Raw genomic sequence first — 16,483 nt, 5'->3', positions numbered from 1 at the left:
CTGACGCCATGTCCGACGCCCCTGACACCGACGAACCTCTGCACGAACCCCGCCTGTGGCGCGACAACGGCTGGACCGCCCAGGTCATCAAGAACGAGGACGACGAGGGCTGGGCCGTGGCCATGTTCAAGGCCGGCGAAAGCGAACCCGCCCTGGTCGGCCCCTGGACGATGGGCCGCGACAAGAAGAACCCCAAGCCGCTGGACAGCGCCGCGTTCAATACGCTGGTGAAGACGGCCTCTGAGGTCATCCGCCGCCATGAACAACAACTGCACGCGCAGCTGAACAAGGCACTGCATGTCGCCCGCGACGGCACGTGGATCAAGGTGACGCTGGAGATCGTGCCGGCCGAGGACGAGCCCTACGCCTGGCTGCGCGCCCTCGACACCGCCGGCGAGCCTCTGGCCCAGGTCAAGGTCGGCGCCAACTTCCGCTTCACGCAATCGGCCGCCGAGGCCTGGGTGGACGCCGGTTTCGAACGCCCGGCCGGGCGCGATTGAAGGTCCGATAGCGGCCAGACACGCCGCAGCCACCCGAGAAGAATGGTGCGCACCCCCTCAACGGAGCACACCATGTCCTTTCGCATCACCGGGCTGCCGGCCCAGCCCTTCGCTCATCTCTTCGGCCTCAGCGAAGCAGCGCTTGCCCACCATCGCGCCCTGCGTTTGACCACGAACGAGGGCGACCGCTACCCTGACCGCGTCACGCTGCGACTGGCTCGCGCTGGCGAGACGGTGCTACTTGTCAACCACGAGCACCAGGGCGCCGAAACCCCCTATCGCTCGCGCCACGCCATCTTCGTGCGCGAGCACGCCGAGGCGACGTTCGATGCCGTCGGCACCGTACCGCTCGTGCTGCGCAGCCTGATGTCGCTGCGCGCCTTTGATGCGAACGACATGATGGTCGACGCCGATGTGGCCGAAGGCGAGGCGGTTCAGGGCCTGATCGAGCGCCTGCTGGCTCAGCCCGAGGTGGCGTACATCCACGCCCACTACGCCCGCCGCGGCTGCTACGCCGCGCTGATCCGGCGCGCCTGAGCCAGGCCTACGGCGCGTTTCAGCTCTCTGAGCCGGGCGCGCAGGGCCCGCCCGCCAAGCACCGCCGCTGCATCAACCCGCGCCCAGCGCCACCACCATCAGCGCCGCCGCATCGACCGGCAACGTGCGGACAAGGCGACCGTCCGGCGCGATGACGACACCCCCACCGAAGCCACGCGCGCAGGGTTCGTTCAACGATTCGGCCCAGTTGCTGTTCAGCACCCATGCTCCCAGCGCGCGCGCCATGGCCGAAGCGCCATCACGGTAGGCTTGGCCGAGTTCCGCGTCGGCCTCTGAGATGTAGCTGGGCCAGAAGATCACGCGCGGCCGCACATCGCCGGTGGGCAGTGCCGCGTGCAGCAGCGGCAGCAGTTCGTCGCCATCCAGCATCTCGCGGCACAGCACCGACACGGCGAGCACGCTGCCCAGTCCAGTCCAGCACCGCTCCTGGCCGGTTGTGAAGAACGTGGCCTCGCTGGGCGTCAGGCCGCGCTTGTGTGTACGGCACAGCTCACGCCCATCGGCTGCGATGGCAATGTGGCTGTTGAAAACCTCGCCCGCCGCGCCTAACGTTGGCATGCCTACGACCGCCGCGATGCCGAGCAGAGCGCAGGCCGCGCGAATACGCTGCTGTGCATCCGCCAGCGCCACGGCGTCGAGCAGTTCCGGCACGCGGCGATGAAAGCCCGTGACAGCCAGCTCCGTGCAGACGCAGCCCTCGGCGCCCGCAGCCGCCGCCTCCTCCAGCGCAGCCAGCACCTCACCGACGTTGCCGTCCAGCGTCCAGTGCATGCGTGGCTGGGCAATGGCCCACAACGCTGACGTCAAGGCGCGATCTCGAAGCTCAACCCGGCGCGCGCCTGCAGCCGTCGTGCGAGCGCGAGGCCCATCGCCGCACCCGGCGTCCACACGCCACCAGGTGTGACGTCGCGGCCCACATCCTGGACCAGGCACAGCGCGGTCTCGCTGATGAGCTTGCAGGTGGAGCCGTAGCCCGGGTCGCGGTCGCCCTTGACGATGGCCCGCAGCAGCTTGCCGCCGCTGGAGCGGCCGGTGAACCAGACCTCGTAGCGGCCTGCCTCGCGCGCTGCGCGGTCGGGGCCGTCGCCAGGCTGCGTCAGCACGAACCGGCGCAGCAGTGCCCGCGTCGGGCCGATGCCCAGCAACAGATTCTGGGCTTGCGTGATGCACTTCAGCACCGTGGCCCGGCGGCGCCCCTTGTCGCCATAGCCGGGGCGGCCGGTCAGCAGCTTCTCGCTGTAGACGAAATCCTCGCCCCAGGGGTGGCCGCGCAGCGCGTTGCTGCGGTGGACATTCTTGGTGTTGATGGTGGCCATCACGAACGGGCCAGCCCAGGCGTCGGCCCAATCGTCGAAGGCCACGCGCTGGTCATCGGGCTGGCGCGGCCCCTTGAAGCCGGGCGTCAGCGCAAAAGGGTTGGCCAGCAGCTTCATGAGGCTGGGCTCACGCCGCACGGCCTCGATGGTCTCCATCATGCTGGCCAGCGTGCCACCGGAGGCGCCGCCCTTCAGGCGCGCGACACGCCCGCGCACCTCGTGCAGCGCGCCGCCAAAGCGCGACTGCGCCTCGGCCTGCAGGTAAACCACGCCGAGGTCGAAGGGGATGGAATCGAAGCCACAGGAAAACACGATGCGTGCGCCGCTCTGCCGGGCCAGGGGCGTCAGCTTGTCGATCATTCGCGCCATCCACAGCGGCTCACCGCAGAGGTCCACGTAGTCCGTGCCGCCCTCGGCGCAGGCCGTGGCCAGCGGCTCGCCATGTAGCTGGTAAGGACCGACGGTCGTGATGACGCAGCGCGTACGCGCCACTAAGGCCTTCAGCACGGCCGCATCGCCAGCATCCGCCTTCAGCAGCGCGACGGACGGCGGCAGGTGCAACTCATCGCGCACCCGGGCGAGCTTGTCGAGGCTGCGCCCGGCGATGGCCCAGCGCGCGCCAGCCGCGCCGCTGAGGTGCAGGTACTCGGCCACCAGCCGGCCGGTGAAGCCGGTGGCGCCAAAGACGACGAGGTCAAACTCGCGGGCTGGCGCGGTCATCAGGCCATCGCCTTCATGGCCAGCCAGTCGCTGCGCAGCAGGCTCAGCGCATAGCAGTCCACATACTCGCCGGCCACGAACACGATGCCGCGCTGGATGCCCTCGTGCTGGAAACCGCACTTCTCGGCCACGCGCCGCGACGCGTGGTTGTGCACGGACATGCCGCAGGACAGCCGGTTGACCGGCCAGTTCTCGAACAGGTAATCCACCAGCAGGCCGGCGGCCTCGGTGGTCAGGCCCTGGCCGCGCATGGAGATGTCCGCCATCGTCCAGCCGATCTCGCGTGCCGTCGGGTAACGGGCCGCCGCAAAGTGAACCACGTCGCCGATGACGCTGCCGTCGATGAGGTGGCAGATCAGCAGGCGCTCGGCGTCATCGCTGGAGAAGCCGTTGTCCTTCCAGCGCTGCTCCACCGTGTGCGGCGTCATCATGCGCGTGCCCATGAAGGGGCCGCGGATCTGCGGGTCGCTGGATGTGCGCTTGAGCCAGGGCAGGTCTTCTTCGGTGACGTGGCGCAGGCCGACGCGTTGTCCTCTGAGCATGTTGCAGATCCCTGAACGAAAAAGCCCGGCCGAAGCCGGGCCGTGATGCGAGTGTGCCTCGTCAGAAGTGGATGCCGCGCATCATCTGCTGCAGCGCAATGGCCTCGGGCGACAAGCCGCCCTTGCCGCCCTTCTCGCCCTTGGCTGCATCGCTATCCGGGAACATGCGGAAGCTGGTGTTCATGACGATCTGCGCGATGCGCGGTGCGGCGGCGTGCAGCAGTTCGCCCGAGATGCCCAACCGCGTCGCGATGCGCACAGGCTTGTTGATGCAGGCCTCGGCAATCATGTCGGCGGCCTCTTCCGGCGACAGCGTCGGCACGTTGTTGTAGATCTTGGTGGGCGCGATCATGGGCGTGCGCACCAGCGGCATGTTGATGGTCGTGAATGTGATGCCGGTGTCGGCGAACTCGCTGGACGCGCAGCGCGTCCACGCATCCAGCGCGGCCTTGCTGGCCACGTAGGCGCTGAAGCGCGGCGCGTTCGTCAGCACGCCGATGGAGCTGATGTTCACCACATGGCCGCGCCGCTTGGCCGCCATGCCGGGCAGCAGGCCCATGGTCACGCGCAGGCAGCCGAAATAGTTCAGCTGCATGGTGCGCTCGAAGTCGTGGAAGCGGTCGTAGCTGCTCTCTACCGCGCGGCGGATGGAACGGCCCGCGTTGTTGATGAGGAAGTCCACGCCGCCAAAGTTCTCGGTGCACCACTGGATGAGATTGGCCGCACCGGCCTCGTCGGCGATGTCGCAGGCAAAGGCATGCACCTGGGCGCTCTTGCCAGCCTTGTCCTTGATCTCCTTGACGGCCTCGTCCAGTTTGATCTGGTCACGCGCACAGATCAGCGTGATGGCGCCGGCCTCGGCGAATTTGATGGCCGCCGCCAGGCCGATTCCCGAGGAGCCTCCCGTGACCAGCACTACCTTGCCACCGGTCGCGCCCTTGAGCGAGCGGTCGATGAACAGCGCCGGGTCCAGGTGGCGCTCCCAGTAGTCCCACAACCGCCAAGCGTAGTCTTTCAGGTCGGGGCAGGCGATGCCGCTGCCCTTGAGCGCGGCCTCGGTGTCGCGGCAGTCGAAGCGCGTCGGGTAGTTGATGAAGGTGAACATGTCCTCGGGCAGGCCGAGATCCTTCATCACCGCGTTGCGGATGCGGCGCACCGGCGCCAGCGCCATCAGGCCCTTCTTGACGCTCTTGGGGATGAAGCCCATCAGCGCCGCGTTGATGAAGAGGTTCATCTTGGGCGCATGCGCGGCCTTGCTGAAGATGTCCAGCACATCGCCGACGCGGTAGCCCTTGGGATCCACGAGGTGGTAGCAGCCCTGGCCCTTGGTGACCTTGTGGGAGATGTGATCCAGCGCCTCGACGACAAAGTCCACAGGCACGATGTTGATGCGCCCGCCCTCCAGGCCCACGCTTGGCATCCACGGCGGCAGGATCTGGCGCATGCGCTGGATCAGCTTGAAGAAGTAGTACGGCCCGTCGACCTTGTCCATCTCGCCGGTCGTGGAGTCACCCACCACCAGCGCGGGGCGGTACACCGTCCACGGCCGCTTGCACTCCTTTCGCACGATCTTCTCGCTCTCGTGCTTGGTCATGAAGTACGGGTGGTCGAGGTTTTCGGCCTCGTCGAACATGTCCTCGCGGAACACGCCCTCGTACAGGCCGGCCGCGGCGATGGACGACACGTGGTGCACATGGCCGGCATCGATGGCCTGCGCAAACTCCACCATCGAGCGGGTTCCCTCGATGTTCACGGCCACCTGCGACTCCTCGTCGGCGCCCAGATCGTAGACCGCAGCAAGGTGGTAGAGGTGGTCGATCTGGCCCTTCAGGCTCTTGATGACGTCGGCCGCCACACCCAGCTTCTTGCTGGTGAGATCGCCGTAGACGGGGATCGCGCGGGTCTTGCTGACGCCCCAGTACGCGAGCAGGTCAGGCAGCTTGGCCGCACTCTCCTCGCGCATCAGGAAGTGGACCGTGCTGCCCCGGCGCGCCAGCAGCTTCTTGACGAGGCGCTTGCCGATGAAGCCGGTGGCACCGGTGACGAAATACTGCATGCGGGTCTCCTGATCTTGGGGGCGGTCGCCTGATTCTTCACCACGCTCCGCAGCCGGCCGGTGCGCACTTTCCCGGGGCCCGGCATAGAGCCCAACCACTAGGAATCGCCGCGCCAGCATGGCGGGTCGCGGCTACAGTGGCTTCGCGAACCCGCACATTCGAAAGGACACCCATGGTCAAGAAGCTCCAGAAGATGGCTGACAAGAAGAAGGCGGCAGCCGCCACCGGCTTCCCGGCCGGCCTGCTCGACAGCGCGATGGCTCAGAACGTCAAGGACAGCGCCCAGCAGATCTGGGCCGCCGGTCTCGCCTCCTTCGCCAAGGCCCAGGGCGAAGGCTCCAAGGTCTTCGAGGCCCTCGTCTCCGAAGGACTGAAATTGCAGAAGAAGACCCAATCCGCCGCTGAAGAAAAGCTCAGCGCCGTGGCCAGCAAGGTCAGCGGTGTCGCCAGCGACGTCGGCGCCAAGGCCGGCCAGCAATGGGACAAGCTGGAAACCATCTTCGAAGCCCGCGTCGCCAAGGCGCTGCAGGGCCTGGGCGTGCCCACCAAGGGCGACATCGACGCGCTGATCAAGCGCATCGACGCCCTGGCCGTGGCCACCGGCGTGGAGCCGGCCAAGAAGTCCGCCAAGAAGCCGGCGGCCAAGCCCGCCGCCAAGGCAGCTGCCGCCAAGCCGGCCCCGGCCGCCAAGAAGGCTGTTGCCGCGCCGGCCAAGAAGGTCGCTGCCGCCAAGCCGGTGGCCCCTGCCAAGAAGGCTGCCCCGGCCAAGAAAGCCCCGGCCGCCAAGAAGGCCGCTGCCCCCAAGGCCGCCGCCCCGGCCCCCAAGGCCGAGCCCACTGCTCAGGCCTGAGCACGGGCTGACGCATCCCGCCCATGAGCCAGCCACGCATCGGCCTGGCCCTGGCGGGCGGTGGCCCGCTCGGAGCCATCTACGAAGTGGGCGCGCTGTGCGCCCTTGAAGAGGCCATTGACGGCCTGGACTTCACCGCCTGCGACGGCTACATCGGCGTCAGCGCAGGCGGCTTCATCGCGGCCGGCTTGGCCAATGGCATGACGCCGCGCCAGCTCTGTGCCGCCTTCATCGAAAACACCGCCGAGGCGCCCGACCGCTTCGACCCCGCCGAGCTGCTGCAGCCGGCCTGGTCTGAACTGGGCCAACGCCTGCGCCTGCTGCCGGGCCTGATGGCCGACGCGGCGCGAGAGGTGCTGCTGGAAGGCCGCTCGCGGCTCGGGGCACTGGAGCGGCTGGGCCGCGTGCTGCCCACCGGCCTGCTCAGCAGCGAGCGCTTTGGCGAGGCGCTGACCCGCGTGCTGACCCAGCCCGGCCGCAGCAACGACTTCCGCCGCCTGCGCCGCCCGCTGGTGCTGGTGGCCACCGACCTGGACAGCGGCGAGGCCGTGCCCTTCGGCGCGCCGGGCTGGGACCATGTGCCCATCTCGCGCGCCGTGCAGGCCAGCGCCGCGCTGCCGGGGCTGTTCCCGCCGGTGCAGATCGGCGGCCGGCATTACGTGGATGGCGCACTGAAGAAGACGCTGCACGCCTCCGTACTGCTGGACCGCGGGCTTGACCTGCTGATCTGCCTGAACCCGCTGGTGCCTTATGCCAGCGACCGCCGCTCCACCGCACGCGAAGACCGCTCCCGCCGCGCCCGCGGCCTGGCGCGCAAGCTGGGCCGCCCGGCTGGCCGCGCGTTGCAACCGCACATCCACCGGCTGGTGGACGGGGGGCTGCCGCTGGTGCTGTCGCAGACCTTCCGCTCGCTGATCCACTCACGGCTGGAGCTGGGCCTGCGCGGCTACGAGCTGAGCCACCCGCAGACCGACATCGTGCTCGTGGAACCCAACCCGCGCGACGCCGAGTTCTTCCTCGCCAACACCTTCAGCTACCGCCAGCGCCGCCACCTCGCCGAACACGCCTACCAAGCCACGCGCGAGCTGCTGCGCCAGCGCGCGGCGCTGCTGGCACCTCGCCTGGCCCGCGCCGGGCTGACGCTGCGCGAAGACCTGCTGGCAGACCACGAAGCCCGCCTGCTGCCCGCACCGCACGAGACCCGCACCGAGCAGGCCCTGCGCAGCCTGCGCGGCAGCCTCAGCGTGCTGGAAGCCCGCGCCCGCTAAGACCTCAGGCGTCCACCAGCCGCCGCGTGATCGCTGTGCGCAGCGGCGGCACGTGTCGGGCCAGGTCGATGACCGCCCGCCGCAGCGCCAGCACCGGCGCGCGGTCGTCCGTGAAGAAGCGCACCAGCGCGTTCGTGCCCGCGTACAGCGGCCCGGCCGCGCGGCGGTGCTCAGCCTCGTAGGCCTGCAGCGGGCCGGGCGCGCCCGCATCACCCGCCGCATCCAGCCGGCGTGACAGCGCCTCGATGCCGTACAGCCCGAGGTTGTAGCCATGCGCCGTCACCGGGTGCATGCCCACGGCCGCATCGCCGATCAGCGCGAACCGTGGCGCGACGAAGCGCTCCGCCCACACCGCCACCAGCGGGTAGACGTGGCGCGCACCCGCCACCCGCATCGCGCCCAGGCGGCCGTCGGCGGCGTGGGTGATGGCAGCGGCCAGCGCGGCATCGTCCATCGCGGCCAGGCGCGGCAGCTCGGCGTTCGCCACGGTCCACACGGCAGAGCTACGCTGGCCGTTCATCGGCAGCAACGCCAGCGTGTGGCCCTGCAGAAAGCACTCCTGCGCCAGGCCGCCGTGGTCCACCTCGTGCGCCAGCGGCACCAGCAGCGCGCTCCGACCGAAGTCGCGGTGGCGCGCTCCGAGGCCAGCCAGCCGGCGCAGCGTGGAGAAGCGGCTGTCCGCCGCGACGACCAGCGGCGCCGCATGCACCTCGCCACAGCGGGTGCGCACGCGCGCCCGTTGCGCGTCGGCCTCGAAGCCCGTGACCGTGCGGCCGCACAACACCGGCACGCCGCGCTCGCGCGCACCGGCCCAGGCCGCCGCGCGCAGCAGGTGGTTGGACACCAGCCAGCCCAGGTCCTGCCCCGGAGCCTCGAACGGCAGCGCCGTGGACGAGCCGCTGGAGCGCACGCTGGCGCGGCGCAGTGGCGCGATGTCGGGCAGGCGCTGCCACAGGCCCAGGCCTTCCAGCACGCGGCGCGAGCGGTGCGTCAGCGCAATCTCGCGGCCGTCATTGGCCGGCGCGGCGAGGGTCGACTCGTCGGCCTGCTCAAGCACTTGGACAGCCAGGCCGCGGTCATGCAGCGCGCAGGCCAGCGCAAGGCCAGCCGGGCCGGCTCCGCAGATAACAACTTGGGGCTCAGGGCGTACGAGGTCGTTCATGGCCGCGCAGCCTAGGGGCGGAGCGCGGGCACAGCCTTGATGCAGGTCAGCACGGCCCGGATTCCCGAGCTCGCCATGGGGTTCCCCGTCTGCAGGCAGCATCCCGGGCCATGACATCGCCCTCGACCACCGACAAGCCCACCGTCTACTTTGACGGGGCCTGCCCCGTGTGCAGGCGCGAGATCGCCGTCTACCAGCGCGGCGCTGGCGCTGACGCCCTGTGCTGGGTGGACGCCAGTGACTGCCCGGACGACGCATTCGGCCCCGAGCTGGCCCGCGATGCGGCGCTGGCACGGCTGCACCTGCGCCAGCCGGATGGGCGCCTCGTTCACGGCGCGGCCGCTTTCCTGGCGATGTGGACCGCCCTACCCCAGCACCCCGGGCTCGCCGGCCTGGCCCGGCTGCTGGACCGCCCGCCGCTCGTGCGCCTGCTGGACCTCGCCTACGGCGCCTTCCTGCGGCTGCGCCGGCTGTGGCGCCCGGCAGTATGAGCGCCGTCTGGACGCCGGCCGCCATGCCCACCGCGCTGGTAGCCGACCTGCGCAGCGACCAGGCCGGCGAGACCGGCGCGGTGTGGATCTACCGCGGCGTGCTGGCCGTGAGCCGCGACCCGGGCCTGCGCGCCTTCGCACAGCGCCACCTGGCCACCGAACGCCGCCACCTCGGCCTCATCGAGGCCTGCCTGCCCACAGCGGAACACAGCCGGCTGTTGCTGCTGTGGCGCGCGGCCGGCTGGCTGACCGGCGCCCTGCCCGCGCTGGCCGGGCCGCGTGCGGTGTACGGCACCGTCGCGGCGGTGGAAAGCTTTGTCGACCAGCATTACCAAGCCCAGGTCGACCACCTGACCGGCCTGCCCGCTTGGGCGCCGCTGCGCGAGCTGCTGGACGGCTGCCGACGCGACGAGGTCAACCACCGCGATGAAGCCGCCGCGCTCGCCGGGCCGCCCAGCCTGCTGATGCGGGCCTGGTGCCGCCTCGTGGGCGCGGGCTCGGCCGTCGCCGTTGCCGTGTGCCGCCATGTCTGACACACCGTCCGTGAGCACCGTTCGCCCGGACGAGGTCGCCCGCTACGACGCCTGGAGCGCCACCTGGTGGGATGCCCGCGGCCCGATGCGGCCGCTGCACGTCACGCAGGCCCTGCGCGGGCGCTGGGTGCGCGAGGCCGCCGAGCGCCACTTCGGCCGGCCACTGGCCGGACTGCGCGTGCTGGACGTGGGCTGCGGCGGCGGGCTGATGAGCGAGGCGCTGGCCCGCGAGGGCGCGAGCGTCGTTGGCATCGATGCCTCAGCCGGCAACATCGGCGCTGCGCGACGCCATGCGGATCTTGACCCCGCGGTGGCCACCCGGCTGGACTACCGCCATGGCGATCCGGCTGCGGCGCTGGCGCACGACGAACGCTTCGACCTCGTGCTGGCACTGGAGGTGGTGGAGCATGTGGACGACGTGCCCGCCTTCCTCGCGCAGGTCGCCGCCGCCGTCGCGCCGGGCGGGCTGCTGGTCGCCTCCACGATCAACCGCACCGCGCGCAGCTGGCTGCTGGCCATCGTGGCGGCCGAGTACCTGCTGCGCGTGCTGCCCATCGGCACGCACCGCTGGCGCCAGTTCGTCACGCCCCACGAGCTGGAGGCCGCCGCCGCCCAAGCCGGCCTGCGGCCGCTGCAGCGCCTGGGCATGCGCTACCTGCCGGTGCTGCATCGCGCGCGCTGGACGCGCGACACCTCGGTCAACTACCTGGCGAGCTTTGCCCGCCCATCACCGGAGACCCGCCCATGACTTCCATCGCTCTCGTCACCGGCGCCCGCGGCGGCATCGGCCGCGCGCTGTGCGTTCAGCTGCAGGCCCAGGGCTGGCAAGTGGCCGCTGTCGGCCGCGACGCCGCCACGCTGGCCGATGTGCCAGCCCAGCTGCACATCGCCGCCGACACCACCACGCCCGAAGGCGCCTCTGCAGCCATCGCGGCCTGCCGCGATGCGCTGGGCACGCCCACGCGGCTGGCCCACTGCGTGGGCAGCACGCTGATCGCACCACTGCACCGCAGCAAGCCCGAGCAAGTGCGCGAGGTGCTGCGCGTCAACCTCGACAGCGCGCTCTACATGCTGGGCGCCTGGGTGGAGGCGCTGCGCGAGCCGCCGCAGCCGGGCGCGGCGGTGCTGGTGAGCTCGGTGGTGGCCAGCATCGGCGTGGCCAACCACGAGGCCATCGCGGCGGCCAAGGGCGGCATCGAGGCGCTGGTGCGCAGCGCGGCGGCCAGCTGCGCGGCTCAGGGGCTGCGTATCAACGCCGTGGCGCCCGGCATGACCGACACGCCCATGACCGCCGCCATGCTCAAGCAGCCCGCCATGCGCGAGGGCGCGGCCAAGCAATACCCGCTGGGCGGCGTGCAGACCGCCGACGAGGTGGCCAACGTGATGGCCTGGCTACTGTCCGACGCCGCCGCGCGCCTCACCGGCCAGGTGCTGCCGGTGGACGGTGGCTTCACGAAGATCCGGCCTCTGGTTCGCTAGGCGCTTCTTCCAGCGTCTGCAGCTCCACCAACCGGCGATACAGGCCGCCATCCAGCGCCATCAGCGCCTCGTGCGGGCCGCGCTCCTGCAGCCGGCCGTGGTTGAGCACCAGGATCTGGTCGGCTGCGCGGATGGTGGACAGCCGGTGCGCGACGGCGATGACGGTCACGCGGCCATGCAGCGCGGCCAGCGCCTCGCCCAGACGGGCCTCGGTCTCGCTGTCGACGTTGCTGGTGGCCTCGTCCAGAAACAGCAGGCGCGGCGCGCCGGCCAACGCGCGGGCCATGGCCAACAGCTGCTTCTGGCCGCTGGAGACGCGCGCGCCGCCTTCGCCCAGCCGGGTGTCGTAGCCCTGCGGCAGGGCCAGGATGAAGTCATGCGCGCGGGCCGCCTTTGCCGCGTCCTCGACGGCCGCATCGCTGATGCCGGGCCGGCCCATCGCGATGTTCTCGCGCACGCTGGCCGCCATCAGCGTCGCCTCCTGCGGCACCAGGCCCAATGCGTCGCGAAACGCCGCGTCGGGCACCGCATGCAGCGGCTGGCCGTCGATGGTGATGCGACCCTGCTGCGCGGTGTAGAAGCGCAGCAGCAGCGACAGCAGCGTGCTCTTGCCGCTGCCAGTGTGGCCCACGATGCCGGTGAAGCTGCCGGCCGGGATGTCCACGTCCAGCCCGTGCAGCACCGGCCGCGCGGGGTCGTAGCCAAAGCTCAGGGCCTCGACGCGGATCTCGCCGCGCGTGATGGGCGCACCGTTCTGCCTGATCGGGTCCATGCCCCGGTGCTCATCCTCCTCCAGCAACGCCCGCACGCGCGACGCGGCCACCATGGCCTGCTGCAGCTGGCCGAACTGCATGGTGATCTGGATCAGCGGCTCGACGACGCGGGCGATGTAGGACAGGAAGGCGTAGAGCAGCCCCACTTCCAGCCCCGACAGCTCGCGCCGGCCGAAGCCGTAGATGACGGTGACGAGCAGCAGCACGTTCAGCAGGTCCAGCGCCGGGCGCAGCAGCCACGCGTTGGCGCGCAGCTCGGCGATGCGCGACAGCCGGTGCTCGGCGTTCACCGCCTCGAAGCGCTCGCCGAAGCGCCCGGCAGCACCGGCTGCCTGCAGCACCGCCATGCCGGCCATGCTCTCGGCCATCTGCGCGTTGATGTCGCTGCGCAGCTGGCGCGTGCGCGCCACGGCCGGCGCGGAGAGCTTTTGGTAGCCCAGGATGATGCCGACCATGGCCGGCACCAGCGTCGCGACGATGAGCATCAGCCGCCAGTCCAAGAAGGCCATCGCCACCAGAGAACCGGCGACGACGATGCTTGAATCCAGCATCACGTACAGCACCTGCCGGTAGAGCTGGTTCACCGCCTCGGTGTCGTTGGTGACGCGGCTGACGAGCTGGCCGGTGATGGCCTTGTCGAAGAAGGCCATGGGCAGCGCCAGCACATGCGCGTAGACCCGCTCGCGCAGCCGCAGCACCGAGCGCCGAGCCACGCCGGCCATGCGCGACAGCTGCGCGTAGCGGATCCAGCTCGCCGCCCAGCCGGTCAGCAGCACCGACGCCAGCAGCGCGGCCATGGCGCCGAGGTCGTAGTGGGCGGGCAGCAGGTGGTGGTCGATATAGCGCTTGCCGAGGATGGGGCCCAGCGCCTCCAGCGCGGCCGCCAGCAGCAGCCACAGGCCGCCGCGGATCAGCTGCGGGCGCTCGGGCGCCGCCGAGTCCATCAGCAGGCCGATGCTTTGCCAGGGCTTCTCGGTCGGCTTACTCGGCTTCAAGGCTGGCCTCGATCTGTTGATAGCGCCACTGCGACGCGTACCAGCCACCCAGCTCCAGCAGCTGCGCATGCGTGCCGCGCTCGATGATGTGGCCCTGCTTCAGCACGATGACCTCGTCGGCGTCCATCACCGCTGACAGCCGGTGCGCGATGACGATGACGCTGCGGTCGGGCCGCGCAGCACGCAGCTCGCGCAGGTGATCGAGGATGGCCGTCTCGGTGCCGGTGTCGACAGCCGACAGCGCGTCGTCCAGCACCAGCAAGGGTGAATCGCTCAACAACGCTCGGGCAATCGCCACGCGCTGGCGCTGGCCGCCGGACAGCGTCACGCCGCGCTCGCCCACCTCCGTCGCGTAGCCGTGGGGCAGCCGGGCGATGTCGTCGTGCACGGCGGCCAAGCGGGCGGCGGCCTCGATGTCGGCCGGCGTGGCGCCAGGTCTTGCCAGCGCGATGTTGTCGGCCACCGACGCAGAGAACAGGAAGGGCTCCTGCGGCACCCAGGCAATGTGACGGCGCAGCGTGGCCAGCGGCAGGTCCGGCAATGGCACGTCGGCGAGCAGCAGCCGGCCTGCGTCGGGCTCCGCCTGGCGCAGCAGCAGCCGCACGAACGTGGACTTGCCGGCGCCGGTGGCGCCGACGATGCCCAGCGTGCGGCCGGGCGCGAGCGTCAGGTCCACGCCGTCCAGCGCTGGCCGCTTCGCGCCCGGGAACCGGAAGCTCAGCCCCTCGGCCTTCAGCGTCGCGCCGGCCGGCAGCGCGGCCCGGCCCGCATCGGCCAGCGTCAGCGGCGCATCCAGCACCGGCGCCAGCCGCGCCCAGGCGGCGCGGCCGCGCTCCAGCAGCGACAACACCCAGCCCGCCGCGAACATGGGCCAGATCAGCTGGCCCAGGTACATCGTGAACGCGGTCAGCTGGCCGATGGTGATCTCGCCCTGCGCCACCAGCCAGCCGCCCATGGCCAGCGCGATGGCGTAGGCCGCCGCCAGCGTCATGCCCACCGCCGGCTCGTAGGCGGCCTCCCAGCGCTGCGAGCGGAAGGCCGCCTCGGCGGCGCTGTCGGCCAGCACGCCGAAGCGCTGGCGGCTGCGGTCCACCAGGCCCAGCGCCCGCAACGTGCGCACGCCGGCCAGGCTCTCCTGCACCTGCTGGTTGAGGTCACCAAAGCGGGTCAGCGAGTCCTGCGCGGCCTCGTGCAGATGCTTGCTGATCCACCAGAACGCCAGCCCCATCAGCGGGAACGGCAGCAGCGCGGCCAGGCCGAGCCGCCAGTCGATGGACAGCGTCATCATCGCCAGCACCAGCAGCAGCGTCTGCGTGCCGTCGAAGCCCGCCAACATCGCCTCGCCGGCGGCCATCTCGACGGTGTCGATGTCGTTGGTGGCCAGCGCCATCAGGTCACCGGTGCGCTGCTGCTGGAAATAGGCCGGCCCCTGCAGCGCCAGCCGCCCGAACAGCCGCGTGCGCAGCCGCGCGCCGAGCCGGTAGGCCGCCTTGAACAGCGTGAGCCGCCAGCCCACGCGCAGCAGGTAGATGACGAGACCCGCGGCGATAAGCAGGCCCAGTTGTTCGATCAGCGCCGCGCCGTGCAGCCCACCGGCCACGAGGTCGTCGACGACATGGCCCACCTGGCGCGGAATCCAGACCGTCAGCGAGGCGATGCACGTGAGCATCGCGCCGGCCGAGGCATAGGCGCGCCAGTGCTCGCGCACGAAGGCGGTGAGCAGGCGAAAAAGGGATTGCTGCAGGAGCGGCGGCGCAACGGGCATGGCGCTGTCAGTGTCGCCGCTGGGCAAGCGTCCACAGACCCGCCCATGTCAGCAGCCCGTTGAGCAGCAACAGCTCCAACCCAATCTGCCACCCACCCCAAGGCTGCCCGAAGTCCACCACCGCGCACAGCAGCGGCGCCGCCACGCACACCGCCACCAGCGCACGACCTGACACCGGCCGCGGCGTGAACAGCGCGAACGCGAACAGCCCCAGCAGCGGGCCGTAGGTGTAGCCCGCGAGCTTGAGGATCAGGAACACCATGCTCGCGTTGTCCAGCGCCTTGAAGCCCAGCACGAGCAACAGGAACAGCACCGCGAAGCCCAGGTGCACGCGGCGCCGGGTGCGGGTGTCGTCCTGGCTCACGCGCAGCAGGTCCAGACAGGTGCTGGCTGTCAGCGCGGTCAGCGCGCCGTCGGCGCTGGGCAGCAGGGCCGACACCAGCGCCAGCACGAACACCACCTGCACCCAGGCCGGCAGGTGCTGCATGACGACGGCGGGGAACAGCGCGTCGCCGGTGGCCGCCAGCCCGTGCTCGCGGGCGAACAGCGTGAGCAGCCCTCCCAGCAGCAGGAAGGCGCCGATGACGACGACCAGCAGCACGGCCAGCAGCAGCAGGTTCTTCTGCGCGTCGCGCAGCTTCGCGACGGACAGGCTCTTCTGCATCATTTCCTGGTCCAGCCCCGTCATCGCGATGGCGATGAACATGCCGGCCAGCAGCGCCTTCACGGAGAAGTCGCGGGACAGCGGGTCGCCCACCCACACACGGCTCAGGCCGGCGGCGTCCAGCTGCGCCAGCGCATCGGGCCGCCATAGCAGCGCGATGCAGACGACCAAGCCCGTCAGCATGCCGGCGGTCTGCAGCGTGTCCGTCCACACCAGCGCCTTCACGCCGCCGTCCACGGTGTAGAGCAGGATCATCGCCAGCACCACGGCCGCACCCGCGGCGAAGGGCACGCCCAGCGGCTGCAGCATCAGCAGGTACAGCACCTGCACGACGAGGTAGAGCCGTGCTGTCGCGCCCACCGTGCGGCTGAGGATGAAATAGGCCGCGCCCAGCCGCCGTGCGCCCGGCCCCAAACGCTCACCAAGCAGCTCATAGATGGAGGTGACGCGCAGCCGGTGGTAGGCCGGCAGCAGCACGAAGGCGATGGCCACGTAGCCGGCCACATAGCCCAGCGTGACCTGCAGGTAGCTGAAGCCGCTGGCCGCCACCGAGCCGGGCACGCTGATGAAGGTGACGCCGGACAGCGAGGTCCCGACCATCCCGAACGCGACGACCGGCCAGGGACTTTCCCTAGCCCCCACGTAGAAACCCGCAGCACCAGCACCGTGCGCGACGCACCGCGCCAGCACCAGCAGCCCGGCAAAGTAGGCAATAACCCCGAGCAAAAGCAGTGCAGGCGACATCGGTGGGGATCATGCCCGATGACACCCCCGTGAACACGGTGGATCAAATCGTCATCAAGCATCCCT

At 70.6% G+C, this 16,483-nt stretch carries 16 protein-coding genes; 8 read left to right on the top strand and 8 right to left on the bottom strand.

What is annotated here, in order from left to right:
• Nucleotides 1–8 precede the first annotated feature (8 nt).
• Together ACG0Z3_RS18775 and ACG0Z3_RS18770 are read left to right on the top strand one after the other, a co-directional pair.
• Nucleotides 9–500, top strand: coding sequence for a hypothetical protein (locus tag ACG0Z3_RS18775; RefSeq protein WP_394400283.1), 492 nt, complete (start codon nt 9–11; stop codon nt 498–500).
• A 72-nt stretch (nt 501–572) separates the two neighbouring features.
• Nucleotides 573–1,037: a DUF1203 domain-containing protein gene (locus tag ACG0Z3_RS18770; protein WP_394400281.1), complete on the top strand. Its 465-nt coding sequence runs from the start codon at nt 573–575 to the stop codon at nt 1,035–1,037.
• Between the two features lie 72 nt (nt 1,038–1,109).
• Here the strand turns inward: ACG0Z3_RS18770 and ACG0Z3_RS18765 are convergent, their stop codons facing one another.
• The 4 genes from ACG0Z3_RS18765 to ACG0Z3_RS18750 all read right to left on the bottom strand — a co-directional run bounded on the left by ACG0Z3_RS18765 (nt 1,110) and on the right by ACG0Z3_RS18750 (nt 5,692).
• On the bottom strand, nt 1,110–1,865 hold the full coding sequence (locus ACG0Z3_RS18765) for a nitrilase-related carbon-nitrogen hydrolase (protein ID WP_394400279.1): 756 nt from the start codon (nt 1,863–1,865) through the stop codon (nt 1,110–1,112).
• On the bottom strand, nt 1,862–3,094 hold the full coding sequence (locus tag ACG0Z3_RS18760; protein ID WP_394400277.1) for a saccharopine dehydrogenase family protein: 1,233 nt from the start codon (nt 3,092–3,094) through the stop codon (nt 1,862–1,864). Before ACG0Z3_RS18760 ends, ACG0Z3_RS18765 begins: the two co-directional genes overlap by 4 nt.
• Nucleotides 3,094–3,636, bottom strand: coding sequence for a GNAT family N-acetyltransferase (locus ACG0Z3_RS18755; RefSeq protein ID WP_394400275.1), 543 nt, complete (start codon nt 3,634–3,636; stop codon nt 3,094–3,096). Before ACG0Z3_RS18755 ends, ACG0Z3_RS18760 begins: the two co-directional genes overlap by 1 nt.
• A 61-nt stretch (nt 3,637–3,697) precedes the next feature.
• Complete coding sequence (locus ACG0Z3_RS18750; RefSeq protein ID WP_394400273.1) at nt 3,698–5,692, bottom strand: SDR family oxidoreductase; 1,995 nt, start codon at nt 5,690–5,692, stop codon at nt 3,698–3,700.
• 173 nt (nt 5,693–5,865) lie between these two features.
• Here ACG0Z3_RS18750 and ACG0Z3_RS18745 point away from each other — a divergent pair, with 173 nt between their 5' ends.
• Both ACG0Z3_RS18745 and ACG0Z3_RS18740 read left to right on the top strand, forming a co-directional pair.
• Complete coding sequence (locus tag ACG0Z3_RS18745) at nt 5,866–6,543, top strand: phasin family protein (protein ID WP_394400271.1); 678 nt, start codon at nt 5,866–5,868, stop codon at nt 6,541–6,543.
• 23 nt (nt 6,544–6,566) lie between these two features.
• A complete protein-coding gene (locus ACG0Z3_RS18740) occupies nt 6,567–7,811 on the top strand; it encodes a patatin-like phospholipase family protein (protein WP_394400269.1) in 1,245 nt (414 codons plus the stop codon).
• Between the two features lie 4 nt (nt 7,812–7,815).
• On the opposite strand, the gene ubiM is transcribed toward ACG0Z3_RS18740, so the two are convergent.
• The gene (gene ubiM, locus ACG0Z3_RS18735) at nt 7,816–8,973 is read right to left on the bottom strand and encodes a 5-demethoxyubiquinol-8 5-hydroxylase UbiM (RefSeq protein WP_394400267.1); all 1,158 of its coding nucleotides are present in this window, start codon (nt 8,971–8,973) and stop codon (nt 7,816–7,818) included.
• Between the two features lie 110 nt (nt 8,974–9,083).
• Between ubiM and ACG0Z3_RS18730 the strand changes: the two genes are divergently transcribed.
• From ACG0Z3_RS18730 to ACG0Z3_RS18715, 4 genes are read left to right on the top strand one after another with little or no spacing between them, the layout of a single operon-like run.
• Entirely contained in the window at nt 9,084–9,464 is a 381-nt protein-coding gene (locus tag ACG0Z3_RS18730) for a thiol-disulfide oxidoreductase DCC family protein (protein WP_394400265.1), read from the top strand.
• Nucleotides 9,461–9,997, top strand: a complete 537-nt coding sequence (locus ACG0Z3_RS18725; protein ID WP_394400263.1) for a demethoxyubiquinone hydroxylase family protein — start codon at nt 9,461–9,463, stop codon at nt 9,995–9,997. The genes ACG0Z3_RS18730 and ACG0Z3_RS18725 overlap by 4 nt, the downstream gene beginning before the upstream one ends.
• Nucleotides 9,998–10,007: 10 nt before the next feature.
• Nucleotides 10,008–10,745, top strand: a complete 738-nt coding sequence (gene ubiG, locus ACG0Z3_RS18720) for a bifunctional 2-polyprenyl-6-hydroxyphenol methylase/3-demethylubiquinol 3-O-methyltransferase UbiG (RefSeq protein ID WP_394400261.1) — start codon at nt 10,008–10,010, stop codon at nt 10,743–10,745.
• On the top strand, nt 10,742–11,476 hold the full coding sequence (locus ACG0Z3_RS18715; RefSeq protein WP_394400259.1) for an SDR family NAD(P)-dependent oxidoreductase: 735 nt from the start codon (nt 10,742–10,744) through the stop codon (nt 11,474–11,476). The genes ubiG and ACG0Z3_RS18715 overlap by 4 nt, the downstream gene beginning before the upstream one ends.
• Here the strand turns inward: ACG0Z3_RS18715 and ACG0Z3_RS18710 are convergent.
• Genes ACG0Z3_RS18710 through ACG0Z3_RS18700 form a run of 3 tightly spaced genes read right to left on the bottom strand, consistent with a single transcriptional unit; the run spans nt 11,448 to nt 16,417 of the window.
• The gene (locus ACG0Z3_RS18710) at nt 11,448–13,193 is read right to left on the bottom strand and encodes an ABC transporter ATP-binding protein (RefSeq protein ID WP_394400414.1); all 1,746 of its coding nucleotides are present in this window, start codon (nt 13,191–13,193) and stop codon (nt 11,448–11,450) included. The genes ACG0Z3_RS18715 and ACG0Z3_RS18710 overlap by 29 nt on opposite strands.
• Nucleotides 13,194–13,230: 37 nt before the next feature.
• The gene (locus ACG0Z3_RS18705) at nt 13,231–15,009 is read right to left on the bottom strand and encodes an ABC transporter ATP-binding protein (RefSeq protein ID WP_394400257.1); all 1,779 of its coding nucleotides are present in this window, start codon (nt 15,007–15,009) and stop codon (nt 13,231–13,233) included.
• Between the two features lie 7 nt (nt 15,010–15,016).
• A complete protein-coding gene (locus ACG0Z3_RS18700; RefSeq protein WP_394400255.1) occupies nt 15,017–16,417 on the bottom strand; it encodes a sodium:solute symporter in 1,401 nt (466 codons plus the stop codon).
• Between the last annotated feature and the right edge of the window lie 66 nt (nt 16,418–16,483).

The organism is Pelomonas margarita (assembly GCF_043555875.1).
GTDB lineage: Bacteria > Pseudomonadota > Gammaproteobacteria > Burkholderiales > Burkholderiaceae_C > Pelomonas > Pelomonas margarita.
This window is presented reverse-complemented; position numbering and strand designations above follow the sequence as displayed.